At 73.3% G+C, this 24,764-nt stretch carries 17 protein-coding genes; 7 read left to right on the top strand and 10 right to left on the bottom strand.

Annotated features, from left to right (window positions below; genetic code table 11):
• Positions 1-66 precede the first annotated feature (66 nt).
• From ACF07V_RS20410 to ACF07V_RS20400, 3 genes are read right to left on the bottom strand one after another with little or no spacing between them, the layout of a single operon-like run.
• Positions 67-996 (bottom strand): LysR family transcriptional regulator, encoded by a 930-nt coding sequence (locus tag ACF07V_RS20410; protein ID WP_392155965.1) that lies wholly within the window; start codon positions 994-996, stop codon positions 67-69.
• A gap of 48 nt (positions 997-1,044) precedes the next feature.
• Positions 1,045-1,881: a formate dehydrogenase accessory sulfurtransferase FdhD gene (gene fdhD / locus ACF07V_RS20405; protein ID WP_392155964.1), complete on the bottom strand. Its 837-nt coding sequence runs from the start codon at positions 1,879-1,881 to the stop codon at positions 1,045-1,047.
• Positions 1,869-4,184, bottom strand: a complete 2,316-nt coding sequence (locus ACF07V_RS20400) for an FdhF/YdeP family oxidoreductase (protein ID WP_392155962.1) — start codon at positions 4,182-4,184, stop codon at positions 1,869-1,871. Before ACF07V_RS20400 ends, fdhD begins: the two co-directional genes overlap by 13 nt.
• Before the next feature lie 177 nt (positions 4,185-4,361).
• Between ACF07V_RS20400 and ACF07V_RS20395 the strand changes: the two genes are divergently transcribed.
• Complete coding sequence (locus ACF07V_RS20395) at positions 4,362-6,137, top strand: FUSC family protein (protein ID WP_392155961.1); 1,776 nt, start codon at positions 4,362-4,364, stop codon at positions 6,135-6,137.
• A 7-nt stretch (positions 6,138-6,144) separates the two neighbouring features.
• Here the strand turns inward: ACF07V_RS20395 and ACF07V_RS20390 are convergent, their stop codons facing one another.
• Positions 6,145-8,466 carry an FdhF/YdeP family oxidoreductase gene (locus ACF07V_RS20390; protein WP_392155959.1) on the bottom strand — a complete coding sequence of 774 codons (2,322 nt, stop codon included), beginning with the start codon at positions 8,464-8,466 and terminating at the stop codon, positions 6,145-6,147.
• Positions 8,467-8,675: 209 nt separating this feature from the next.
• Between ACF07V_RS20390 and ACF07V_RS20385 the strand changes: the two genes are divergently transcribed.
• The 3 genes from ACF07V_RS20385 to ACF07V_RS20375 are packed head-to-tail and all read left to right on the top strand — an operon-like array spanning position 8,676 to position 11,115.
• Positions 8,676-9,665, top strand: coding sequence for a Dyp-type peroxidase (locus tag ACF07V_RS20385; RefSeq protein ID WP_392155957.1), 990 nt, complete (start codon positions 8,676-8,678; stop codon positions 9,663-9,665).
• Positions 9,662-10,477, top strand: a complete 816-nt coding sequence (locus ACF07V_RS20380; RefSeq protein ID WP_392155956.1) for a family 1 encapsulin nanocompartment shell protein — start codon at positions 9,662-9,664, stop codon at positions 10,475-10,477. Before ACF07V_RS20385 ends, ACF07V_RS20380 begins: the two co-directional genes overlap by 4 nt.
• Positions 10,474-11,115: a DUF1345 domain-containing protein gene (locus tag ACF07V_RS20375; protein WP_392156411.1), complete on the top strand. Its 642-nt coding sequence runs from the start codon at positions 10,474-10,476 to the stop codon at positions 11,113-11,115. Before ACF07V_RS20380 ends, ACF07V_RS20375 begins: the two co-directional genes overlap by 4 nt.
• 12 nt (positions 11,116-11,127) lie before the next feature.
• Here ACF07V_RS20375 and ACF07V_RS20370 read toward each other — a convergent pair whose 3' ends face one another.
• From ACF07V_RS20370 to ACF07V_RS20360, 3 genes are all read right to left on the bottom strand, one after another.
• A complete protein-coding gene (locus tag ACF07V_RS20370) occupies positions 11,128-11,946 on the bottom strand; it encodes a hypothetical protein (RefSeq protein ID WP_392155955.1) in 819 nt (272 codons plus the stop codon).
• Positions 11,947-11,950: 4 nt separating this feature from the next.
• The gene (locus tag ACF07V_RS20365) at positions 11,951-12,415 is read right to left on the bottom strand and encodes a GreA/GreB family elongation factor (RefSeq protein ID WP_392155953.1); all 465 of its coding nucleotides are present in this window, start codon (positions 12,413-12,415) and stop codon (positions 11,951-11,953) included.
• Positions 12,416-12,515: 100 nt separating this feature from the next.
• Positions 12,516-13,760: a serine hydrolase domain-containing protein gene (locus tag ACF07V_RS20360; protein WP_392155952.1), complete on the bottom strand. Its 1,245-nt coding sequence runs from the start codon at positions 13,758-13,760 to the stop codon at positions 12,516-12,518.
• Between the two features lie 160 nt (positions 13,761-13,920).
• Between ACF07V_RS20360 and ACF07V_RS20355 the strand changes: the two genes are divergently transcribed.
• Entirely contained in the window at positions 13,921-14,565 is a 645-nt protein-coding gene (locus ACF07V_RS20355; protein ID WP_392155951.1) for a 1,4-alpha-glucan branching protein, read from the top strand.
• 7 nt (positions 14,566-14,572) lie between these two features.
• Here ACF07V_RS20355 and ACF07V_RS20350 read toward each other — a convergent pair whose 3' ends face one another.
• The 3 genes from ACF07V_RS20350 to ACF07V_RS20340 form a co-directional block, all read right to left on the bottom strand.
• Complete coding sequence (locus tag ACF07V_RS20350) at positions 14,573-15,646, bottom strand: trypsin-like serine peptidase (protein WP_392155949.1); 1,074 nt, start codon at positions 15,644-15,646, stop codon at positions 14,573-14,575.
• Between the two features lie 6 nt (positions 15,647-15,652).
• Positions 15,653-20,947 (bottom strand): trypsin-like peptidase domain-containing protein, encoded by a 5,295-nt coding sequence (locus tag ACF07V_RS20345; RefSeq protein WP_392155947.1) that lies wholly within the window; start codon positions 20,945-20,947, stop codon positions 15,653-15,655.
• 170 nt (positions 20,948-21,117) lie between these two features.
• The gene (locus tag ACF07V_RS20340) at positions 21,118-22,011 is read right to left on the bottom strand and encodes a DNA/RNA non-specific endonuclease (RefSeq protein WP_392155946.1); all 894 of its coding nucleotides are present in this window, start codon (positions 22,009-22,011) and stop codon (positions 21,118-21,120) included.
• A 206-nt stretch (positions 22,012-22,217) separates the two neighbouring features.
• On the opposite strand from ACF07V_RS20340, the gene ACF07V_RS20335 reads away from it, so the two are divergent.
• Both ACF07V_RS20335 and rox read left to right on the top strand, forming a co-directional pair.
• Positions 22,218-23,027: a caspase domain-containing protein gene (locus ACF07V_RS20335; protein WP_392155944.1), complete on the top strand. Its 810-nt coding sequence runs from the start codon at positions 22,218-22,220 to the stop codon at positions 23,025-23,027.
• Positions 23,028-23,181: 154 nt separating this feature from the next.
• Positions 23,182-24,609 carry a rifampin monooxygenase gene (rox, locus tag ACF07V_RS20330; protein WP_392155943.1) on the top strand — a complete coding sequence of 476 codons (1,428 nt, stop codon included), beginning with the start codon at positions 23,182-23,184 and terminating at the stop codon, positions 24,607-24,609.
• Positions 24,610-24,764: the final 155 nt, after the last annotated feature.

Here is a 24,764-nt window from a genome sequence, read left to right as displayed (position 1 = left end):
CGAGCAGGGAACGGGGCCGTCCCGAGCGGTCCCGTTCCCGATTTCTCCCGCCGAGTCACCCTTCTCTCAGCGCGGTACCGAGTCGCCCGGGAGGCGGTCAAGGGCTCCGGCGACGTCGGTGCGGCCCGCGACCTCCCTCAGCGCGCGCGCCATCACGGACTCCGGCTCCCGGACGACCGTCACCAGACCGACCGGGACCGACCGCGTCGGCTCGGTCATCGGCACCGCCCGCATGCCGTGCGGCACCCCGAAGACGTGCAGCCAGGCGTGCGGCACGATGCCCGCCCAGTGCCCGGTCCGGACATGGGCGAAGAGTGCCGCCACCGAGTCCGTCTCCACCCGGGGCGAGGGCCGCACCCCGGCTTCGGCGAACACCTCGTCGAGGACCTGGCGCCCCTGCATGGTCCCGGTCAGCAGACAGAGCGGCAGCCGCGAGGCCTCCGCCCAGGTCGCCGTCGTCCGGTGCGCCGGGGCGTCGGCGGCGCCGGTGAGGAGCACGTACCGCTCCTCGTACAGCGGCACCGCCCGGAAGTTCTCCGCCAGCCCCTTGTGCAGATACGTCACCCCGGCGTCGATCTCGAAGTCCCGCAGCTGCCGCAGGACGTCCTCCGCCCGCAGGTCCGTCGCCACCTCCACGGTCACCAGCGGGTGCGCCAGACAGAACGGCTCCGTCAGCAGCGCGACCGCGCCGGACGCGGTCGGGACCGAACCGATCCGCAGCCGGCCGCTCAGACCCGTCCGCAGCGCGCCGACCTCGCTCTTCAGGGCGTCACGGTCGGCCAGGAGACGCTGCGCCCACACCACGATGCGCTCGCCCTCGGGCGTGAGGCCCTCGTACCGGCGGCCGCGCAGGACCAGCGGGACGCCGAGCTCGTCCTCCAGCTTCCGGATCGCCTCGGAGAGGGCGGGCTGGGAGACGTGGCAGGCCTGGGCGGCGCGGGCGAAGTGACGCTCCCGGGAGAGGGCCACCAGGTACTCGAGTTGACGGAACAGCACCCCACGGGTCTACCGGACCGCCCGCCCGAACGCCAGCCGCCACCGCCGTCACCCCACGCCCACGGCCTCCAGCCGTTCCTCGCCGCAGTACACGTTCATCGACGTCCCGCGCAGGAAGCCGACCAGGGTGAGACCGCTCTCCGCCGCGAGGTCCACGGCGAGCGAGGAGGGCGCGGACACCGCCGCGAGCAGGGGGATCCCGGCCATCACCGCCTTCTGCACCAGCTCGAAGGAGGCCCGGCCGCTCACCATCAGCACCGTCCCGCGCAGCGGCAGGAGACCCGAGCGCAGGGCGTGCCCGACGACCTTGTCGACGGCGTTGTGCCGGCCGACGTCCTCGCGCAGGCACAGCAGCTCGCCGTCGGCCGAGAACAGCCCGGCCGCGTGCAGCCCGCCGGTGCTGTCGAAGACCTTCTGGGCCGCCCGCAGCCGGTCGGGGAGGGCGGTCAGGGTCTCGGGGCCGACGCGGAGCGGGTCCTCGGCGACGGACCAGGCGGCCGTCGTCCGCACCGCGTCCAGGCTCGCCTTGCCGCACAGGCCGCACGAGGAGGTGGTGTAGAAGTTCCGTTCCAGGGAGGCGTCGGGGGCGGCCACACCGGGGGCGAGGACGACGTCCACCACGTTGTACGTGTTGCCTCCGTCGGAGGTGGCGCCCGCGCAGTACCGGATCCCGGCCACGTCGCCGGCGGCGCGCACCACGCCCTCGCTCACCAGGAAGCCGGCCGCCAGGTCGAAGTCGTCGCCGGGGGTGCGCATGGTCACGGTCAGCGGGCGTCCGCCGACCCGGATCTCCATCGGCTCCTCGGCGGCCAGGGTGTCGGGGCGGTACGCGGCGCCGCCCTCCCGGATGCGCAGGACGCGCCGCCGCCGGGTCACGCGTCCCATGAGCCGCTCCTCGTGTCGCGCCGTCCGGCGGGTTCCAGGCGGACGAGGACGCCCTTGGAGGTCGGGCAGTTGCTGATGTCGGCGACGCTGTCCAGCGGCACCAGGACGTTGGTCTCGGGGTAGTAGGCCGCCGCGGAACCCCGGCTCGCGGGGTACGCGACCACCCGGAAGCCCTCCGCGCGCCGCTCCCGCCCGTCGTGCCAGACGCTCACCAGATCCACCGTCTCGCGGTCGGCGAGGCCGAGGGCGTCGAGGTCGGCCGGGTTGACGAGGACGACCCGGCGGGCGTCGTGGATGCCGCGGTAGCGGTCGTTCGGGGCGTACCAGACGGTGTTCCACTGGTCGTGCGAGCGCAGGGTCTGCAGCAGCAGGTGTCCCTCGGGGACGTGCGGCATCGTGAAGGCGTTGCGGGTGAAGACGGCCTTGCCGCTCGGGGTGCGGAAGACCCCGTGGTTCACCGGGTTGGGCAGGTGGAAGCCGCCCGGCCGGGCCACGCGCGCGTTGAAGTCCTCGAAGCCGGGCACGACCCGGGCGACGCGGTCCCGGATGGTGCCGTAGTCGCGCTCGAACTCCTCCCAGGGCAGGGCGGGTTCGTCCCCGAGGGTCCTGCGGGCGAGACGCGCGACGATCGCGACCTCGCTGAGCAGGTGGGGCGAGGCGGGCGGCAGCTTCCCCCGGGAGGCGTGGACGTCGCTCATGGAGTCCTCGACGGTCACGAACTGCTCGACACCGGCCTGCACGTCGCGGTCGCTGCGGCCCAGCGTCGGCAGGATCAGGGCGGTCTCGCCGCAGACGGTGTGGGACCGGTTGAGCTTGGTGGAGACATGCGCGGTGAGCCGGCAGCCCCGCATCGCCTCCTCGGTGACCGCGCTGTCCGGGGTGGCCCGTACGAAGTTCCCGGCGACGCCCAGGAAGACCTTCGCGCGGCCCTCGTGCATGGCGCGGATGGCGTTCACCGCGTCCAGGCCGTGGTGGGCGGGCGGGGTGAAGCCGAACTCGCGCTCCAGGGCGTCGAGGAACGTCTGCGGCATCCGCTCCCACACGCCCATCGTGCGGTCGCCCTGGACGTTGCTGTGGCCGCGCACCGGGCAGACGCCCGCGCCGGGCCTGCCGATGTTGCCGCGTGCCAGCAGGAAGTTGACGATCTCGCGGATCGTGGGCACGCCGTGCTTGTGCTGGGTGACGCCCATCGCCCAGCACACGATGATCTTCTCGCTCGCGAGGACCCGCTCGAAGAGCGTCTGGATCTCCCCGCGGTCGAGGCCGGTCGCGGCCAGGACGTCGTCCCAGGAGACCTTCCGGGCGTGCTCGGCGAAGTCGGCGAAGCCGGTGGTGTGCGTACGGATGAACTCGTGGTCCAGGACGGTGCCGGGCGCGGCGTCCTCGGCCTCCACGAGCAGCCGGTTCAGGGCCTGGAAGAGGGCGAGGTCGCCGCCGGCGCGGATGTGCAGGAACTGGTCGGCGATCGGGGTGCCGCGGCCGATGATCCCCCGGGCCTTCTGCGGGTGCTTGAAGCGCATGAGTCCGGCCTCGGGCAGCGTGTTGACGGCCACGACCCGGCCGCCGTTCCGCTTGGTCTCCTCCAGGGCCGACAGCATCCGGGGGTGGTTGGTGCCCGGGTTCTGCCCCACGACGAACACCAGGTCGGAGTGGTGGATGTCGTCCAGGGAGACGCTGCCCTTGCCGATGCCCAGCGTCTCCGACAGCGCGGAACCGCTGGACTCGTGACACATGTTGGAGCAGTCCGGCAGATTGTTCGTGCCGTACGCGCGCGCGAAGAGCTGCAGGAGGAACGCGGCCTCGTTGTTCAGCCGGCCGGAGACGTAGAAGAGGGCCTCGTCGGGGGAGTCGAGGGCCCTGAGCTCGTCGGCGAGCAGACCGAGCGCCTCGTCCCAGCCGATCGGCTCGTAATGCGTCGCACCGGGCCGCTTCACCATCGGCTCGGTGAGCCGGCCCTGCTGATTGAGCCAGTAGTCGGACATTCCGTCGAGCTCCGCGACCGAGTGCTCGCGGAAGAAGTCCCGGGTGACGCGCCGCGAGGTGGCCTCGTCGTTGATGTGCTTGGCACCGTTCTCGCAGTACTCGTTCCTGTGCCGCTTGCCCGGCGCGGGCTCCGGCCAGGCGCAGCCCGGGCAGTCGATGCCCTTGGGCTGGTTGATGTTCAGCAGCGTCAGCGCGGTGCGCCGCGGGGACGTCTGGCCCAGGGAGTACTCCAGCGCGTGCGTCACGGCGGGCAGCCCCGTCGCCCAGGTCTTCGGCGGGGTGACCTTCAGGTCGTCGACCGGGTCCTCGATGCCGCTCATGCTCTGGTCCGCCTCGTTCCTCGCCCGTATCGGATTCTCGCCGCAGAGCAGATTCGACCCGTTCCGCAGTGAAGTCAAAGAGATGTTTTCGATGAGCTGATAGGCGCGATCTATCGCCCGCCTTTCCGGAAATGCTTCTTTGACTTTCGAAATGAATTCCCCGAGGGTGATCGGGTCATGAATTCCAGTCGTCGGCGCCCGCCGGGCGGACCGCGGCGCGCCGCCGCCCGTCTGGGGCGCGCCCTGTCCCCGAGGGGCGCGCTCGCCCTGCAGAGCGTGGACGGTGCCCTGTCCTTCGCCGTGCGGGCCGCGCTCGCCATGGCGCTGCCCGCGCTGCCGCTGGCACTCGCCGGGCGGGCCGACCAGGCCGTCTACACGATGCTGGGCTCCTTCACCACCACGTTCGGACGCAATCTGCCCTACGCGCGCCGTGCCCGGGTGCTCGCCGTCGTCGCCGTGGCGATGACCGCGTGCGTGGGCTGCGGCGCGGCGCTCGCCGCCTGGGCCCATCCCCGGGACGGGGGAGCGGGCGCCGCCGTGACCGTCGCGGCCACGGCCCTGGTGGCCGGTCTCGCGAAGTTCGCCTGCGACGCGGCCCGGCTGGGCGGGCTCGGCGCGGTGCTGCTGCTGTTCTCCTTCGCGGTGGCGGCCAACGGCGCCTCCGCCCCCGCCGACGTCCTGCCCCAGGCGGGCCTCGCCGCGATCGGCGCGGCCGTCGCCTGGGTCCTCGCCCTGGCCGGCCGGCTCGTGCACCCGGACCGCCCGCAGCGGCTCGCCGTCGCGGCCGCCCTGCGCGAACTCGCCGATCTGTGGGACGCGAGCGGCGCCGGACGGGATGTGAGGCCCGTACGGCACCGGGCGACCGCCGCCGTCCTCCAGGCGTACCGCACGCTCGGCGTCCTGCCGCCGTCGGGCGCCGACCGGGCCGGCCGGAGCGACACCTGCGTCCGGCTCACCGACCTCTGCTGGTCGCTGCTCATCGGCTCCGCGCGCCGCGCGCCGCGCGACCCCACCGGCCTGGCCCGTACGCTGCGCCGCCAGGTCCGTCTGCTCCTCGGCCGCCGCCGGCGGGCCCCGCGCCTGCTGCCCGAACTGGCGCTCCCCGTCCTGGTCGCCCAGGCCGGCATGCTCGCCCGCCCGGCGGCGACCGGGACGCGCCCGGGGCCGGGGGCTCCGGCTCCGACCACCCTGCGCGCCACCGAGCTCCGGGCCGCCGCCCTGGTGACGGGACCGGCCCACGGCCGCGCGGCGGTCCTCCTCGTACCGGCGCTGCGGATGGTCCTCGGCACCGGCATCGCGGGCGGGGCGGCGCTCCTCCTCGGCCTCGGGCACGGCTACTGGGCGGCGATCTCCGCCGCCGCCGTCCTCCACTCGATCAACGTCCGGACGGCGGCCCAGCGTGCCGTCCAGCGCACCCTGGGCACGGTCGCGGGCCTCCTGCTCGCCCTCGGTGTCCTCGCCCTGGGCCCCGGGCCGGTGGAGCTCGTCCTCGTGATCGTCCTCTTCGAGTTCCTCCTGGAGTACGTCGTCGCCCGCAACTACGGCCTCGGCGTCGTCTTCCTCACCCCGCTGGCCCTGCTCCTGACCGACCTGGCCGCGCCCGCGCCGGCCGGAGCGCTCGTGCAGGACCGGGCGCTGAGCAGCGTGCTCGGCGTCGGCGTCGCGCTCTGCTGCGCGCTGATGGTGGTCCACGACCGGGCGGCCGTACGGGCCGAGCGCGCCCTCGCCGCCTGCGCGGCGGCCTCGGAGCGGGCCGAACGGGCCCTGGAGGAAGGGGACGTGCCCTCGTTCCCGCTCGTCCAGACGCGGCTCGCGGCGGCCGCGGTGGAGCTGCGGGAGGCGGACGACGCCGCGGCGGGCGAGCTGTGGCCGGCGGAGATCGACCCCACCGAGCTCGCCGCCGCGGAGCGGCGCGCCTACCTCCTCCTCGACCGGCTGGTCCGCCGCGGGTGATGGAACATCAGGAGGCGGGCGCGATCGTCACGTTGACGTGCTTCATGATCGGCTGGTCGCTCTGGGTGCTGTAGTCGCCCAAGGCGCAGAGCACGTTCATCTCCGGCATGTACCCGGCGGCGCAGCCGCGCGGAATGTCGTACGGGACGGCGAGGTAGCCGTTCAGATGCCGTCGGCTGCCGTCCCTCGCGGTGCTCGTGATGTCGACGCGTCCCATGTCGGCGATCCCGCGCTCGCGCATGTCCGCCCGGTTCATGAAGACCAGCGTGCGGCAGTTCTTGATGCCCCGGTAGCGGTCGTTGTCGGAGTAGATGGTGGTGTTCCACTGGTCGTGGGAGCGCATGGTGCCGAGTGCCAGGGTGCCGGGTGCGGGCACCACGTCGGGCAGCTCGGCGGAGGAGAACTCGGCGCGCCCGGACGGGGTGAGGAAGACCAGTTCGCGGGCGGGCTGCTTGATGCGGAAGCCGAGCGGCAGCCGTACGCGCCGGTTGAAGTCCTCGAAGCCGTCGAGCGCGCGGGCCATGGTGTCCCGGATGCGGTCGTAGTCCTCGACGTACCACTCCCAGGGGGTGGCGCTGTCGGGCAGCGCGGCGCGCGCCATGCCGGCGACGACGGCCGGTTCGGAGAGCAGATGGGGCGAGGCGGGCTTCTTCATGCCGGAGGACAGGTGCACCATGCTCATCGAGTCCTCGACGGAGGTGCTCTGGACGCCCTTGCGCTGGTGGTCCTTCTCGGTCCGGCCGAGGCAGGGGAGGATGAGCGCCTGCCGGCCGTGCACGAGGTGACTGCGGTTCAGCTTGGTGCTGACCTGGACGGTGAGCTCGCAATTGCGCAGCGCCGCGCAGGTGTACGGGGTGTCCGGGGCCGCGAGCGCGAAGTTGCCGCCCATGCCGACGAAGACGGTGATCTCGCCGTCGTGCATCGCCTTGATGCTCGCGACGGTGTCCTTGCCGTGCGCGCGGGGCGGTTCGATCGCGCAGACCCCGGCGAGCCGGTCGAGGAACTCCTCGCTCGGGCGGTGGTCGATGCCGCACGTGCGGTTGCCCTGGACGTTGCTGTGGCCGCGCACGGGGGAGGGGCCCGCCCCCTCCCGGCCGAGGTTGCCACGGAGCAGCAGCAGGTTGACGATCTCCCGTACGGTGTCGACGCCGTGCTCGTGCTGGGTGATGCCGAGGCACCAGCTGACGATGGAGCGGTCGGCCTCCCCGTACACGCGCGCGGCCTCGAGGATGTCGGCCCGGCTCAGCCCGGACTGCCGTTCGAGCTCCTCCCAGGGCGTGGCCTCGCACAGGGTGCGGTACTCCTCGAAGCCGGAGGTGTGCCGCTCGATGAACTCCCGGTCCAGGGCCTTCGGGTCGGTGGACGACCGCTCCAGGATCGCCTTGGCCATGCCGCGCACGAGGGCCATGTCGCCGCCGATGCGCGGCTGGAGGTTCAGGGTGCTGGTCCTCGTCGTCTTGAGGAGGGCCATGTCCGTGAAGTCGTGCGGGACGATGGTGCGGGTGGCGGCCGCCTCGACGAGCGGGTTGACGTGCACGATCTGTGCGCCGCGGTGGTACGCCCCGGCGAGGGCGGTGAGCATCCTGGGTGCGTTCGAGGCGGCGTTGACGCCGAAGATGAACAGCGCGTCGGCGGTCTCCCAGTCCTGGAGGTCGACCGTGCCCTTCCCGGTGCCCAGGGAGGCCTGGAGGGCGCGGCCGCTGGCCTCGTGGCACATGTTGGAGCAGTCGGGCAGGTTGTTCGTGCCGAGCTCGCGGGCCATCAGCTGGTAGAGGAAGGTGGCCTCGTTGCCGAGCCGGCCGGAGGTGTAGAACGCGGCCCGGTTCGGGTCGTCGAGGCCGCGCAGGGTGCTGCCGACGAGTTCGAAGGCGTCCTTCCAGCTGATCGGCACGTAGTGGTCCGACTCCGGGTCGTAGACCATCGGCTCGGTGAGGCGGCCCTCGTTCTCCAGGTCGTAGTCGCTCCACCCGGCCAGCTCGGTCACCGAGTGGGCGGCGAAGAACTCCCGCCCGACCCGCTTGCGCGTCATCTCCCAGGTGACGTGCTTGATGCCGTTCTCGCAGATGTCCAGATGGAGGCCCTTGGTGTCGTCGGGCCAGGCGCAGCCGGGACAGTCGAAGCCGGTGTTCTCGTGGTTCATCCGCATGATCGCGCGCGGTCCGTCGACGAGTGCGCCCTCGCGCACCAGGAAGTTCGTCACGCTCTTCGCGGCGCCCCAGCCGGCGGCCGGGTGGTGGTACGGATGGAATTCCGGTTCGCCGTCCGGGGTCGGGCCGACCCGGGGTTCACGTGCGTTCCGGGCGGTGCTCTCGTCCTGGTCGGTGCTCAAGGCGCTTCACCCTCTCGCCCAGCGCCGGACGCATGGGCATGGCGGGACACAGGGACCCCTTCGGGCAGGCTAAGCCCGCCGCCGAGCGCCTGCCACCCCGCGGCCGTCCGCCCCGGAGGGCGGTGTGCCGGGCTGCGTACCGGATCATGCGCACCTACGCTGACACTGTCCCTTCTGTCCGCTTTTCATGTAACTCTCGTGGGAGTGCCATGGCCGTACCCCAGCCCGTCCTCGCCCCGCCCGCGCGTGCGGCCGTCTTCCTGGTGGCCACCGTCGACCCGGGCGGCGAGACCGCGGTGCGGGAGGCGCTCCAGGACCTGGCGGGACTGACCCGTTCGGTGGCGTTCCGCGCCCCCGACGCGCACCTCACCTGCGTCGCCGGCATCGGCTCCGAGGGATGGGGCCGGCTCGTCGGCGGTCCCCGCCCCCGCGAGCTGCACCCCTTCACGCCCCTGCGGGGCCCCCGCCACCACGCCCCGGCCACCCCCGGCGACCTGCTCTTCCATCTGCGGTCGCGGCGTCTGGACCTCTGCTTCGAACTGGCCCGGCACATCGTGGCCGCCCTCGGCACCGCGGTCACCGTCGTCGACGAGGTGCACGGCTTCGTGTACTTCGACGACCGCGACCTGCTCGGATTCGTCGACGGCAGCGAGAACCCCGAGGGCGTGACGGCCGCCGACGCGGTCCACATCGGCGACGAGGACCCGGACTTCCGGGGCGGCAGCTATGTGATCGTGCAGAAGTACGTCCACGACATGGCGGCCTGGGACGCGCTCACCGTCGAGCAGCAGGAGCACGTCATCGGCCGCGGCAAAGGCTCCAACATCGAACTGTCCGACGACGTCAAGCCCGCGGACTCGCACGTCGCACTGAACACGGTCACCGACGAGAACGGCGTCCAGCAACAGATCTTCCGCGCCAACATGCCCTTCGGGCGGATCGGCACCGGCGAGTTCGGCACCTACTTCATCGGCTACGCCCGCACCCCCGCCGTCACCGAACGGATGCTCCGCAACATGTTCCTCGGGGATCCCCCCGGCACCACCGACCGCATCCTCGACTTCTCCCGGGCCGTGACCGGCGGCCTCTTCTTCGTGCCGAGCGCCGACCTCCTCGACGACCTCCCCGCCCCGCCGGCCGCCGCGGCTCCCGGGGAGACCCTGGGCATCGGCAGCCTGAAAGGAGCCCTGGCCCCATGACGCCCCCCGAGTCCACCAGCAACCTCCACCGCGAACTCGCCCCGATCACCGCCGCGGCGTGGGCCGAGATCGAGGAGGAGGCCCGCCGCACCTTCCGCCGCAACGTCGCGGGCCGCCGTGTCGTCGACGTCCCCGACCCGGCGGGACCGGAGCTCGCGGCCGTCGGCACGGGCCACCTCTCCGACCTGGCGGCGCCCGCGCCCGGCGTCACGGTACGGCTGCGCGAGGCACGGCCCCTCGTCGAGGTCCGCGTGCCGTTCACCGTCGACCGGTCCGCCGTCGACGACGTCGAGCGCGGCTCCAAGGACTCCGACTGGCAGCCCGTCAAGGACGCGGCCCGCGCCCTGGCGCTCATCGAGGACCGCATGGTCTTCGAGGGGTACGAGGCCGCCAAGGTCGAAGGACTGCGCGGCCGCAGCTCCAACCCGGTGCTGAGGCTGCCGACCGAACCCCGCGACTACCCCGACGCGGTCAGCCGGGCCCTCACCGCCCTGCGGCTCGCCGGAGTCGACGGACCGTACGCCCTCTTGCTCGGCGCCGACCAGTACCGGGCCGTCAGCGAGACCTCCGACCACGGCTATCCGATCGCGGCCCACCTCGCCCGGATGCTCGACGGCTCCCCGATCTGGGCGCCCGCCCTCGACGGCGGCTTCGTCCTCTCCACCCGGGGCGGCGACTTCGAGCTCCGCCTCGGCCAGGACGTGGCGATCGGCTACACCTCGCACGACGCGAGCAGCGTCGAGCTGTACCTCCAGGAGACCCTCACGTTCCTGGCCCACACGGACGAGGCCGTCGTCGTCCTGGAGCCCTGAGCGTGGGCCCGCGCCTCCTCGGCGCCGTGCCCCGGCTCACCGTGTCGGCCTTCGCCGGCGCGGCGACCGGGGCGGTCGTCGCCGCCCTGACCGACACGCCGCTGGGCGTCCTCGCCGGCATCGCCGCGGCCGAGACCCTCTTCGTCGTCAGCGGCTGGATCGCCCTGTGGCCCATGGACGCCGCCACGACCCACCGGAACGTCCGGCGCGAGGAGTTCCGGCCCCTCGTCGAGGAGCTCCTCGTCGTGGCGGCCTCCCTGAGCGGGCTCGTCGCCATCGTGGTGCTGCTTCTGGTCGGCCACACCGACCTGAGCCACGCGGCGGCCGCGACGGCGCTCTGCGGCGTCTTCATGACATGGGCGGGACTCCACCTCACGTACGCCACCCGGTACGCGTACCTCTACTACGCGCTGAAGCCCGGCGGCGGGATCGACTTCAACTCCCCGAACCCGCCCAAGTACAGCGACTTCCTCTACTTCAGCTTCAACCTCGGCATGACCTACCAGGTCTCCGACACGAACGTCTCCAGCGCGACGGTCCGGTCGGTCGTCCTCCGGCACTGCCTGCTCTCGTACGTCTTCGGCGCCAGCATCCTGGCGACCACCATCAACCTGGTCGCCGGGATCGTCACCGGCTGACGCGGGCGGCCGTCAGCGCCGCCACCACGGCTCGCGCACGTAGCGGCTCTCCTCGCCGGTGCAGCCGAGGCCGTTGGAGATCTCCTCGGCGTCCAGGTTCCAGCCGACCACGCCGTCGCCCTCGCGGCTCAGCTCGATCAGACGGTTGCTCTCGGTCCGCGTTCCGTCCGTGACCCGGCACGCGACGATCGACGTCCACGCCTGCCCGTCGAGCGCCGAGACGAAGGCCAGGAACGGCAGCACGAGGACCGTCAGGGCCAGCGCCACCCACTGCTCCACCCCGGCGGCCCTGCGCAGCCAGGAGGGCGGCCGGTAGCCGGACTCGCCGTGTCCGGCCCGGTCCTGCTCGTGCCGGTGGTGCGGCCGGCGGCGTCCCGTGCGGTACTCCACGACCACGCCCTGCCGCAGCGCGAAGGCGGCGAGCCCGGTGGCGAGGCCCCACCAAGGCCCGAAGAAACAGGCGTCGATGACTCCCACGGCGACCGGGTTGACGAGCGTGAGCGCCGCCCGCCGGAGGGCCCGGGCGGTCCCGCCCCCGAGCGGGACCGCCCCGCGCGCGGCGAACACGGCGAAGATCACGCGGGACACGACGACGCCGAGCACCGACCCGAGGAGCGGGTCCGTGATCACCATGCCGAGCAGGATGTCCGGCCAGTTCGCCGGCTCCATCCCGACCAGCACGTCGCGTACGGCGTCGCCGCCGCCGACCGTGTAGGCCAGCTTGGTGACGGGCACCGCGAGGGCCAGCGCGAGCAGAACGGTGTGCCCCGGGCCGCCCTTCCGGTCGGCCTCCCGGATCTGGGCGGCGCCGGGGGAGGCGGTTTCCGGCACGCCGTCAGCCGAGGGAGACCACGACCGCGGTCGTCCGGCCCTCGGGTGCCTCGTACGTGACGGTGTCGCCGGCGCGGTGGCCGAGCAGGGCCCGGCCGAGCGGGCTGTCGGCGGTGACCAGGGTCGGGTCGAGGGCGTTCGCGAGCTCGCCGATCTGGACGGTGGACTCGGTGCCGTCCGCGAACCGCACGGTCACGCTGCTGCCCACGCCGACCGCGGAGGTGGACGGCGCGCCCGCGACGGAGCCTTCGCGCAGCCGCCCCTCGATCTCGTCGATACGGGCGGCGAGCCGGTCCAGCTCGTCGGCGCGCTGCAACTCGTCGGCCTGGTCCGCCCGGTCGCCGACCTCGTCGCCACCGCCGCCCCGCAGCGTGACGGCGACGGCCTCGCGTTCGGTGCGCAGCTCGGCGAGCTCGCGCTCGAGCGCCGCACGGGCGACGGCGCTGAGGGGCTCGGGTCCACCGGTCATTGCTGCTCCCGATTCTGCGGCGGCACGGGGGAGTGCCGGGGATCATCCAGGACAAAGCGGAGATTATCAGGCAGGTGGCGGGAGGAGAGGGGGACGCGCGTCAGCTGCCGCTCGGGCTGGGCTTCGGCTCCGTCACCGGAATGTCGAAGACATGGTCCGGGGTCACGATCCGGGTGATGGCCTGTCCGAAGAGCGTGCTGGGCTCGTTGTTGTCGTGCAGCACGTCCGTGTTGAGGAGGACCACCAGGGTGGCCTTCGCCTCCGGCAGATAGATCGTGAGCGACTCGTACCCCGGCAGGGAGCCGTTGTGCCCGATCCAGCCCTGGATGTTGAAGATGCCGAGGCCGTAGCCCGCACCGGGGACGCCCGAGGGGTACGTCCTCAGCCGCTCGGCCTGCGTCCTCGGCGTCAGCAGCGTGCCGGTCGCGACCACCCGGGCCCAGGTCCGCAGGTCCTGGAGGTCGGAGATCATCGCACCGGCCGCCCAGGCCCAGGAGGGGTTCCAGTCGGTGGAGTCCTCCAGCTGCCCCGAGGCGGTCTGCTCGGTGTAGCCGTGGGCGTGCGGGCTCGGGAACGCCGCGTCCGTCGGGAACACCGTGTGCCGCAGGCCCGCCGGTTCGATCACGTTGGTCCGGACGAACTCGTCGAGCGGCGTCCCGCTGACCTTCTCCACGACGAGCCCGAGCAGGATCAGGTTCGTGTTGCAGTAGTCGAACTCGGCGCCCGGCTGGAACTGGACCGGGTGCTTGAACGAGTAGGCGAGCAACTCCTGCGGGGTGAAGGGCCGGTACGGATCGGACGTGAGCGCCTTGTAGAAACCCTCGTCCGCCGAGTAGTTGAAGAGCCCGCTGCGCATGGACGCCAGGTTCCGCAGGGTGATGCGGTCGCCGTTCGGCACGCCGTCCACGTACTTCGAGATCGGGTCGTCGATGCTCACCTCGCCCCGGTCGACCAGTTCGAGCAGGGCGGTCACCGTGAACGTCTTGGTCTCGCTCCCGATCCGCATGTAGAGCCCCGGGTTCATGGGCTGACCCGTGGACTTGTCGGCGACGCCGAAGGAGCGGATGTACGTGCCCTTGCCGGGCGCGGAGAGACCGACCGTCACGCCCGGGACGCCCGTCTCCCGCATCACGTCCCGCACCGCCCGGTCCAGAAGGGCGGCGACGGCCGGGGTGAGCTCGGGGAACCCGGCGTCCGCCGTGGGGGAAGGGGCCGTCGCCACGAGGGCGGCGGGGTCCGGGGGTTCGGCGGCGAGGGCCGCACCCGTGCCCACGGGGGCGACGAGGATCCCCACGGCCGTCAGCGCCGCGCAGACGCGTCGGTTCCGGGTGTGCGAGTACCTCACGGCGGGCCTCCTGCCGGCCGGGGACAACACTCCACCTCCAGGCTAGGTCGGCGTGGACACCTCCGCATCGTGACCGGGTCCGTCTGTTAGGTTGCGGTTCTTTGCCCCGGGTTCCCCGCCCGAGGGTCCTTCGCCCCAGGTCCAGAGGGAGATGCGCACGATGGCCGTCATCCACCACACCACGATGCAGCCCACCAAGCTGGAGCTGCTCACCGCCTGGCTGCCCGGCCGCGCCTGGTACGCCGGCGGGGCCGACGCGCCGAGCCCGGCCAAGGCGGGCGGCTTCCGGCTCGACGACCCCGCGGGCGAGGTCGGCATCGAGTTCATGGCGGTCACCGACGGCACCGGACCGGACGCGGTCACCTACCTGGTCCCGATGACCTACCGGGGCGCGCCCCTGGAGGGCGCCGAGCACGCCCTCATCGGCACCTCCGAGCACGGCGTCCTCGGCACGCGCTGGATCTACGACGGCACCCACGACCCGGTGCTCGTCGCCGAGTTGTACGCCCTCCTCGCGGGCCGGGCCGAGGCGCAGCACCAGTCGGTCGACGACACGACCGACCCCACCGTCGCCGCCTCGCTCGACCCCGCCGGGACCGGCGCGGAGCTCGTACGGGTCACCGAAGGCCCCGACCACACCGCCGTGGAGGTACGCGAGACCGGCACGGACGCACCGCTGACCCTCCGGATCCGGCGCGTCCTGCGCCCCGGCGCGGACGGCGGACCGGGCCGCGGCCGGGTCACGGCCGAGTGGCTCCTCCCCGACGGCGCCACCGCCCGCGGCACCTACGCCGTCGCCGACTAGCCGCTCCTCAGACCCAGTTGACCTCGGCCTTCGCGAGCAGCGGGTCGTCCACCAGCTCCCACAGCGGGACGGCGAAGTTGCCCGTGCGGTACCGGCCGCCGAAGTGCAGCCCGAGGACCCGGTGGTCGGCGAGGTCGAACACCGGGGAACCACTGTTGCCGCCCAGCGTCGAGCAGTCGTGCTTCATCACCAGGCCGCCGGGTGTGAACTCGGTGGCCGCGCCCGGCTGGAGCCGCTTCACGTTGTAGACGTCCATGAAGATCCGGCGCATCGACTCGGGCTCGTTGCGCCGGCCGTCCCAGGCCGGGTAGCCGATCACGTACACCGGCCGGCCCGGCAGGTCCGCCGGACCGTCCGCGGCCACGGCGAGCGGCGCCGGCAGGCCGTCCTCCGCCGAGGGCTCGACGCGGAGCAGCGCCATGTCGACGTCGGGGTGGATGCCGATGACGTCGGTGATCTCGTACGACACCGAGGGCCCGGGCGGCTCGCCCTCGACGGGCAGCTCCTCCGCCGGGTCCACCCGCGCCGACATCCCGAACTCGAGGGTCCACCGCTCGCCCTCGAAACGGCTGAACTCCGCCGCCACATGACGGTTCGTCATCACCGTGCGCGGGCCGACCAGGAACGCCGTGCCGATCCAGTCCAGGCTCGGGTGCCCGGTGACCTCGACCCGGCCGACCCGCAGGATCGAATCCCGGATCGCGGGCCGCTGCGGCTCCAGGACCGACCACTCGTCCCGCTGCGGGGCGAAGTCCTGGCGCTGCACCAGGATCGCCGGCCGGCCCTCCAGGAGGACGATCGCCTCCACGCCGAAGGTCTCGTCCCCGTCGAGCTCGTCCTCCCGGTGCGCGGCCAGCTTCTCCAGGCCGCTGACCCCGGCCTCCAGGACGCGGGCCCGCTCCTCGCGGGCGAAGCGGGAGATCTCGACCGCCGGTGCCACGTCGGCGGGGAGTTCGAGCGCGGACTCGGCGATGTCCGCCTCCAGTCCCGCGCGCACCCGCGCGGCGACCTCCCGCAGATCGTCGAAGATCCGCTCGGCTCCGGTCGCCACCGGCGACACGCTCCGTGGTCCGTTCGGCATGGTCGTTCACCTCGGCTTCGCGTTCGCTTCCCCCCGGGCCGGCCGCCCCGACTGGGCCGCCGTGATCTCCTCGTACAACTCGGGCCGGAACTCCCGGAGATGGGTCAGGATGCCGCTCATCTGGGTGCCCACGTTCACGAACCGCGTCCGGGCGCCCTGGAACTCGACCTCGTCCACCTTCCGCGTCCCCCGGTGCAGCCCCACCACCGTCCAGTCGTCGAGGCAGACCGGGGAGCCGGAGGAACCGCCCCGGGTGTCGGTGAAGTACAGGATGTCGTGCTCGTCCGCCCGGTAGACCAGGTTGTTGCGCAGCGCGACCCGCTTCGGCAGCCCGCCCGGATGCTGGATGATGTTGACCGGGACCCGCTGCCGCTCGCGGACCAGCAGCGGCCGGGTGGCGACCCGCAGCGTCGGCCTCTCCTCCTGGCCGGCGGAGAGCCGCACGATCGCGTAGTCGAGCACTTCGTCCCAGGCCTCGAGCTCGCCCGCCGTCGCCTCCGGCGCGGCCGCCGCGTTCTCGACGAAGTCGAAGCGGGAGCGCGACATGAGCGCCTGGAGCCGCAGGTCCTCGTCGCTGACGTACGGACGGACGCCCGACTCCCACGAACGGGCCATCACCACATGGTGGTTGGTGATCAGCAGCCCCGGGGCGATCATCCAGCCGGTGCCGCCGTGCGGGTACGAGGGCAGCAGCGGCGCGCCCGACTCGTACGGCGGGATCCGCAGCAGCGCCACGGAGGCGCCGGCCCGGATGCCGCCGTGCAGGAACTCGTACGGCACGGTGTCGTCCTGGAGGACGATCTCCTCCTTCATCTCCCCGGGCATCATCTCCGTCGGGAGCTCCGCCTCGCCGGTGATCTCGCGGGCCACCGCGTCCAGGGCGCCCTGGAGGACGGCGCGCGGGCCCTGCTCATGGGTCTGCTCGATCGCGTTGTGCAGCCAGATCTCCAGCGGCACCAGACCGTCGAGGAGGCGCTCGACCTGGTTCATCGCGTTGAGGTCGGCGTGCGCCTGCTCCAGGGGGTCGTCCAGCGGTTCGAGCGTGGCCGTGAAGTAGCCCGGGATGCCCTTCAGCAGGGCGGGGCGCAGGGCCCGGTCGGCGAGCCCGGCCTCCATGGTGGCGTTGCGGACCCGGACCAGCTCCTCCTGCGGCAGGTACGGCACCTTCCGGAGCGCGGCCCCGGCGGCGTTCGGTGGCGGGCGCGTCCACAGGCCGGTACGGGGACCCTGCTCGGCCCCGTGTCCTGCCGGGCTCGTTCCGTGCGCGGCGGCTGCGCGTGGCGGCGGGCCCACGTCCATCGCGGAGGCCACCCCGAGCAGCAGGTCCCCGCTGCCGTCCCGGAGCGTCAGCGCCTGCCGGGCCACGCTGTCCAGGGTGCCGCGCCGCCGCGCCTCCCGCAGGTCCCGCTCGATCCGCTCCAGATCGGGACGGCCGGCACCGGGGGAGGGCTCCGCCCCGGCGGCGGACTCCAGGATGCGGGTCAGCGGCAGGAGGAGGCCGGGCTCGTCGGTGAGCGTGGCGTCGATCCAGCGGGCCAGTTCGGTGACCACCGCCTCCTCGTCCGCCGGGAGCCCCACGAGCCGCAGCGTGTGCTCCAGGAGCCTCGGGTCCGCCCGGTACGCCGTGGCCGCCGCCGTCCGGGCCAGGGAGGGCTGCCGGGCCAGGTCCGCGTCCGGCATCCCGCGCAGGGTCCGGGCGAGCCGCTTCTCCGCGGGCGCGGCGTCGCCGTCCGCGAGCGCCGCGAGGCGCGAGCGGGCGACCAGCACCCCCAGCGACTCGAAGCGCAGCCCGAGTCCGGCGGCGATCTCCTCCGCCTCCTGGAGGTCCCGGTCCGCCTCCGTGAAGTCGCCCGAGTCCTGGGCCAGCCGCGCCGACAGCTGGAGCAGTTCGAGCTGGGTCTCCGCGCAGCCCGCCTCCTCCGCCCGGTCCACGGCCCGCTCGGCGCCCTCGCGCGCCTCCGCCGTCCGCCCCGAGCGGGCGAGCGTCTCGGCGAGCAGCGCGTGCAGCCTGCTGCACGGCGTCCACGGCCGCCGCTCCTCCAGGCGCTGCGCCGCGGCCTCCACGTACCCCTGGGTGAGCAGGTCCTCGACCTCGCGCGCGGCGATCCGCTCCCAGTCCTCCTGGTCGGCCTCGGTCATGATCTGGTCGGGCACGTGCCCGCCGATCCGGCCGAGGAGGAAGGCCGCCGAGCGGTGCGACATCTCGCGGTGCGTCGACCCGCCCAGGTAGGGCGCGACGCCCGGCTCCCAACGGGACTCCACCGTACGGGGGTTCTCGCCGAGCCGGAGCCGGTGGTAGATCTCCTCGGCGCGCTCCCGGGAGCCCTCGCGGTCCGCGTAGTACGCGACGGCCCGCCGGTCCACGGCCCGCATCAGATCGGTCCGCGCGCTGTCCGAGAGGCGCAGCATGATCGCCCGCAGATCGGTCCGGTGCCGGATGGCCTCCGGTCCCGCCGACTCCATCAGGTCGACCCGGGAGGTGAGCAGACCGTAGAGCCGCCGCGCCTCCGCGGCGCTCTCGACGTTCAGCCCCGCCGGCCCGGCCAGGACCTCCCGGATCAGGTCGGGGGTGATGAAGCGGAGGGCGAGACCCGCCTGCACGAGCGCCCGGACGTCGTCCTCCGCGATGTGCTTGAGCAGTCGGTCGTACAGCGTGCCCTGGATCAGCATCTGGTCGACCTGCCGGTCGAAGTACCGGCGCCGGGAGGGCAGCCCGCGCAGCAGCTCGCCGAGGGACGGGGAGTCTGCGCCCAGGGCGACGGCGGTCCGGGCCGCGAGCTTGAGGCTCAGGGGATGACCGCCGATCCGGTCGGCGAGGTCCTCCGCGAGCGGTTCGTCGTCCACCCCGGAGGACATCAGCAGGTCCACGGAGGCCTCGTGGTCCAGCTCGGTCAGCTCCATCGTGCGCGGGGTGAGCACCCGGGCCGGATGGTCGATCGGGGCCCGCCCGGAGACGACGAACCGAAGCCGCGAGTAGGCCGCCCGCAGAGCCGTCCAGACGGCCCACATGCGGGCGATGACGGGCGAGCCCCGGTACTGGGCCTCCTCGAAGGAGTCGACGACCACGACCAGCGGCGGGGGCGACGCGCCCGGCTCGGGGCGGACCGCCTCGGCGACCAGGGAGGCGGCCCGGTGGGCGAGCTCCTGCTCGCGGGCGCTGGCGCGGGCGTGGAAGTCGGAGGAGTAGTCGCGGCCGAGCGTCGCCCGGGTGCCCGCCAGCTGGTACAGCTCGTCGAGCTCGTTGCGTTCGCCGCGCTGGAGCGCCGCCGTCCGCTCGCACTCGTCCGCGAGCTCCTCGAAGGCGGCGCGGTGCGCGGGATGCTGGACGCCGAGCTGCCGGGCCATCTCCGCGATGACCGTGGCCGGTTCGTGGATGGAGAGCGTCGGACGCGCGAAGTCGATGTAGGCGAAGGGGAATTCGGCGGGAGCGGCGGCGGCGAGCGCGTCGAGGAGGAACTTGGCGAGCAGGGTGCTCTTGCCGATGCCGCCGACGCCGTGCAGGAGAACGGGCGGCTCCGCAGGCTCCTCGGGCAGCGCGACATAGGCGTGCAGGGCGTCGAGCTCGGCGGTCCGGCCGTGGAAGGTCCCCCGGGCGAGCCGCCGCATCGGCTGGAGCAGCCGGGCCCGCTCGAGGCGGTGCTGCACCGCGTCGACGTCGGGCAGCCCGGTCACCCCCGGGACGCGGCTCAGCCAGAGCGTGGCCTGCAGGGCGTCGGAGAGCACCTGGACCTCGTCGCGGGCGTTCGGCCCGGGGTCCGCCGGTTGCGCACCCGCCGGAGGCAGGCCCGCGCCCGTCAGCAGGTCCAGGGCCGTGCGTTCCGGTCCCGGGCCCCCGGGGCGCAGGTCGATGTTGGTCCGGAGTGCGCGCAGCGCGGCCCCGGGGCCGTCCAGGCCCGCCAGGGCCGTGTCGCGGATCTCGGGCTTGAGCGTCCACACGGTGGCCCCGGGGGCCGGCAGGGCCGTGCAGTCGTCGACGAGCTCCAGGACGGCCCGCCCGGTGGCCCGCTCCTCGCCCGGGAGCCTGAGCCGCGCCGGGTCGAACTCCTGGAGCAGGCACGCGGCCTCGCGGTAGGACCTGCGCAGGTCGGGCAGCGCGGCGGCGGGGGCGGCGAGGCTGGTGCGCAGGGCGTCGCGCAGCACCTCGCCGGCCTCGCCCGGCGGCGGTGCCGTCGGGGGGAGCGCCCGGTGGAGCCGTACGACGTCCTCCACCGCCGTGCACAGCCTGCGCATGTAACTGTCGCCGTTCGCGGGGGACTCGAGGGACCGCAGCACCTCGGCGACGGCCGTCTCCGTGAGCTCGTTCACGGCTGTCTCGTCCCCGGCGGGTGCGGTGTCGGTGAAGAACCCCCGGAAGAAGTCCCGGAGATCGCCCTCGTCGGCGAGGCGGGTCGTGTCGCGGCACTCGTTCTTGCGGATCTCGTACGGGAGCTGCCGCATCGTCGTGGCGTAGCCGAGCAGCACCAGACGCGGCACGGTGTCCGCCCGCACCGGGGTGTGCTCGTAGATCGCCCGCGCGAGGACGCCGATGCAGTCCCACACGTCCGAGTGCGGGTCGAGCCGGTCGCAGTCGTCGAGGACCAGCCAGAAGCGCTCCTCGGCGGCCGTGGCGCGGGCGACGATCCGGTGGGCGGCGTCCTCGAAGGAGGGCAGTGGATCGTTCAACCGTGTGGGGTCCAGCGGGACCCGGTCGGCCTCCGGACCGGCCACGAAGGCCGAGAGCCGCTGCATCAGGCGCGCCGCCGTGGACGTGCGGGAGAGCGTGACCCGGACCGGACGGAAGTCGCAGTGCTGGCCCAGGTGGCGGATCAGCTCGTACGTGTAGGACCGCCCGCTGTCCGGGGGCCCGTCGACGACCAGCACCGTCTGCTCCGGGTCGGCCAGGAACTCCCGGAGCTTCCCGCGCAGCTCGCGCCGGTCGAGGAAGACCTCCGTGCCGTGCTTCAGGAGCGTGCTCTCGAACGGGTCCTGGGGGGACCGGCGCAGCTGCTCGTCCTCCCGCAGCCGGGTCAGCAGGTTCCGGGCCTCGGCGCCCTGCTCGAAGGCGTGCGGATCGTCGATCGCGGCCAGCGCGTCGAGCCCCGCGAGCACGGAGAGCAGCCGCCGCTGGTGGGCGATGTCGCGACGGGCCGCGTCGACCACGAGCAGGGCGTTCCGCACGGGGTCCGGGGTGAGGGGCAGGTCCTCGACGAAGCCCGCCGGCAGGCCCGCGCGCAGCAGCCGGGCCCGTGGCTCGGGGGAGTCGAGGAGGTGGTCCCGCACCCAGCTGGCGACGAGCCCCCACTCCGTCTCGGTGAGCGGCATACCGCACCTGCCCGGCGCTCTTCGCGCAGCGCCGGTCGCTCCGGCGCCGGACCTGACGAGATCAGTCGTGACCGGACATCACCGGTCGAGGCCAGACGAACTGGCTGATCCCCCCTCATCGTTTCACCGGCGGGGAACCGTCGCAATCGCTGCCCGGGGACCCGTCCGCGTCACGGGTGCAGCACGATGTCCTCGTACGACTCCAGGCGCCGCCAGCGGTCCTCCGGCGCGCGGGTCGGCGGCATCACGTCCACGTCCGGCAGCGGCCCGAACTCCAGCTCGGTGATCTCCGCGACGTCCGAGACGGGCACCTGGTACGTGCGGAACGGCCCCAGCGGCGGAGGCGCGCCGGCCGTCGCGCCCGCCAGGGCCCGCTCCGCGTCCCGGCTCAGATCGGGGCTCTGGTCCAGGACGTACGCGGCGGCGGCCAGCGCCCCGTCCTGGACGAAGGCGGCCACCTTCCAGAACCGCATCGGCACCTGCACCCCGCGGTACGGCGGGTCGGAGTCCTGGAGCACCGGGCCGGTGAGGACCGTCAGCTTCCGGTCGTACTCGGCGGCGTGGTCGAGCAGGTAGTTCTCCAGGCCCTGCCAGAGCTGTTTGCCCTGGTTGAAGACGTCCGCCTGGGGAGCGGCGTTGGTGAAGTGGAAGGTGTCCGTATTGGCCATGGAGGCCACGGCCGAGGCGCCCCAGACGGGGTCGAGCCGGCGGACCAGATGGCCCCGGTCGAGGCTGTTGTTGCGGTAGATGTCGTTGCCGGCCTGCTGCTCCTCCGGCAGCCGGGGATCGTACTCCCAGACGTCCTCCCGGGGCACGTCCTCCAGGAGCTGCGCGCCCTCGATGCAGACCGCGGTCGAGGCCGCGAGCCGCCGGTCGGGCCGGAAGACCACGGTGAAGTGGGTGTACGGCAGGATCACCGTCTCGACCGTGGACCGGACCGGGAGCGCGAGCGGGACGACGGGGCCGAGGAAGGTCTCGTCGTAGCCGGTGCGGTCGGCGAGGGCGGCCAGGCGCTCGGCCGTGGGCGGCCGGCCGGGAGGGAGCGGCGCATCGGAAGGGTTCATACGATGTAAGTACCGCGTGGAGAGGGTCGTGCTCGGCGCCGGACCGCAGGCCACTCGATCAGACGCCCGGCACCCCCCGCCGCAGGCATCCGTCTCCGTCCCCGGCATCCCCGCCCCGGCGTCACCCCCCCGCCCAGGCGTCACCCGCCGCCCCGGCGTCCCCCCCCCGCCCCGGCATCCCTCCGCTCCGCACGAGGAGGCACCTCATGGCCACCGGACTCTCCCTGCACGTCGGACTGAACAGTGTCGACCCCGCCCGATACGAGGGCTGGGACGGCACCCTGAACGCCTGCGAGAACGACGCCCACGACATGGCGCGGCTCGCCAGGACCGCCGGATTCGAGGCCACCACCCTGCTCACCGCGGACGGCACGGTCGCCAACGTCACCTCCGTGCTCCACGAGGCCGCCGCCCGCCTGGTCCCCGGTGACATCCTGCTCTTCACCTACTCGGGCCACGGCGGTCAGGTCCCCGACGTCACGGGCTCCGACGACGAGCCCGACGCGCTCGACGAGACCCTCGTGTTCTACGACCGCCAGTTCCTCGACGACGAGGTCCAGCAAAGCTTCCGCGCCTTCGCCGCCGGCGTGCGGATCGTCGCCCTCTTCGACTGCTGCCACAGCGGCAGCAGCATCGAACTGCCCGGCGGCGCGGCGGAGGAGACCACCGGCCGCTACATGCCGGAGCCGTGGCAGCTCCGGCTCTACGAACGCGACCGCTCCTACCTCGAAGAGCTCCAGCGGACCCTGGCCAAGGACGGCCCCGCCGACGGGGCGGCCCCCGACGCGCTCCTCGTCTCGGCCTGCCAGGACAACCAGGTCGCCGCCGACGGAGCCGTCAACGGCGCCTTCACCGGGGCCCTGCTCCGGGTGTGGGACGAAGGCGCCTTCCGGGGCGGCTACCGGGCCTTCCACCGGGGCATCCAGCGGCTGCTGCCCCCGACCCAGAGCCCGAACCTCTACCTGACCGGCACCCCGGCCCCGGACTTCCTGAACCAGCGCCCCTTCACCGTCTGAGGCCCCCGGCCCCGGGAAAACAGAAAGGCAAGGAGGGACGACCTCTCCTTGCCACTCTCAAGATATAGCGCACAGGGGGCCTTGCGGCAAGGCCCCCTTCGTCCTGCAGAATCTCCCCTCGAAGCTTTGAACTGCGGAAATACGGGGCGAATCGATGATTGACGTGATCGTGGTCGGCGGCGGACCGACCGGCCTGATGCTCGCGAGCGAACTGCGCCTGCACGACGTGCGGGTGGTCGTCCTGGAGAAGCTGGCCGAGCCGACCAAGGAATCCCGGGGACAGGGCCTGCACGCGCGCAGCGTCGAGATGATGGACCAGCGGGGCCTCCTGGAGCGGTTCACCGCGGTCAGCGAGAAGTTCTCGGTCGGCGGCCTCTTCGGCGGCGTGATGAAGGCATGGCCCGAGCGGCTCGACACCGCCCACCCGTACGGCCTCGCCACGCCGCAGCCGGTCACCGAGCGGCTGCTCGACGAGCGGGCTCGCGAGCTCGGCACGGAGATCCGGCGCGGCAGCGAGGTGGTCGGGCTGAGCCAGGACGAGGACGGGGTGACCGTCGAGCTCGCGGACGGCACCGAGCTGCGCGCGCGGTACGCCGTCGCGTGCGACGGCGGCCGCAGCACGGTGCGCAAGCTGCTCGGCGTCGCCTTCCCCGGTGAGCCCGCCACCGTCGAGACGCTGCTCGGCGACATGGAGGTGACCGCGGACCCGGAGACGATCGCCGCCGTCACCGCGGAGGTCCAGAAGACCCAGCTGCGGTTCGGCCTCAAGCCCCTCGGAGACGGCGCCTGCCGCGTCATCGTGCCCGCCGACGGGGTGGCCGAGGACCGTACGACGGCGCCGACCCTGGAGGACTTCAAGACCCAGCTGCGGGCTTTCGCGGGCACCGACTTCGGCGTCCACTCGCCGCGTTGGCTGTCCCGCTTCGGCGACGCCACCCGGCAGGCCGAGCGCTACCGGGTCGGCCGGGTGTTCCTCGCGGGAGACGCCGCGCACATCCACCCGCCGACCGGCGGCCAGGGCCTCAACCTCGGCATCCAGGACGCGTTCAACCTCGGCTGGAAGCTGGCCGCCGCGGTCGCCGGCTGGGCGCCGGAGGGGCTGCTCGACACGTACGAGGCCGAACGGCACCCCGTCGGTGCCGGTGTCGTGCAGAACACCCGCGCCCAGATGACGCTGCTCGGCACCGACCCCGGGGCGACCGCGCTGCGGGAGCTGTTCTCGAAGCTGATGGACTTCGAGGAGGTCAACCGGTACATCACCGGCGTGATCACCGCGGTCGACGTCCGCTACGACCTCGGCGACGGCCATGAACTCCTCGGCCGGCGCCTGCGGGACCTGTCCCTCAAGCAGGGACGCCTGTACGAGCTGACGCACGGCGGCCGCGGACTGCTGCTCGACCGGACGGGCCGGCTCTCGGCGGAGGGCTGGGCGGACCGGGTCGACCACGTCGTCGACGCGACCGAGGAACTCGACGCGCCCGCCGTGCTGTTGCGTCCTGACGGCCACGTCGTCTGGGTCGGCGAGGACCAGGAGGAGCTCCGCGGCAGTCTGACGGAGTGGTTCGGCGCCGCGAAGGCCTGAGCGGCCGCGCGTGACGGTGTCCCGGAGGGCGGGGTCCGGGCTCCCGGACCCCGCCCTCCGGGCGCCTCGGCGCGGGCCTGCCGTGGGCCGGGCGCGTGGCGGTGGCGGCCGGCCGGGGCTCGGGCGGCGGGGCCGGTCGTGCGGGGGTGGGGTGG

This window comes from Streptomyces sp. NPDC015661, assembly GCF_043077765.1.
Taxonomy (GTDB): Bacteria; Actinomycetota; Actinomycetes; order Streptomycetales; family Streptomycetaceae; genus Streptomyces.
The sequence above is the reverse complement of the archived record's forward strand: the minus strand, read 5'-3'. Positions and strand labels throughout refer to the sequence as shown.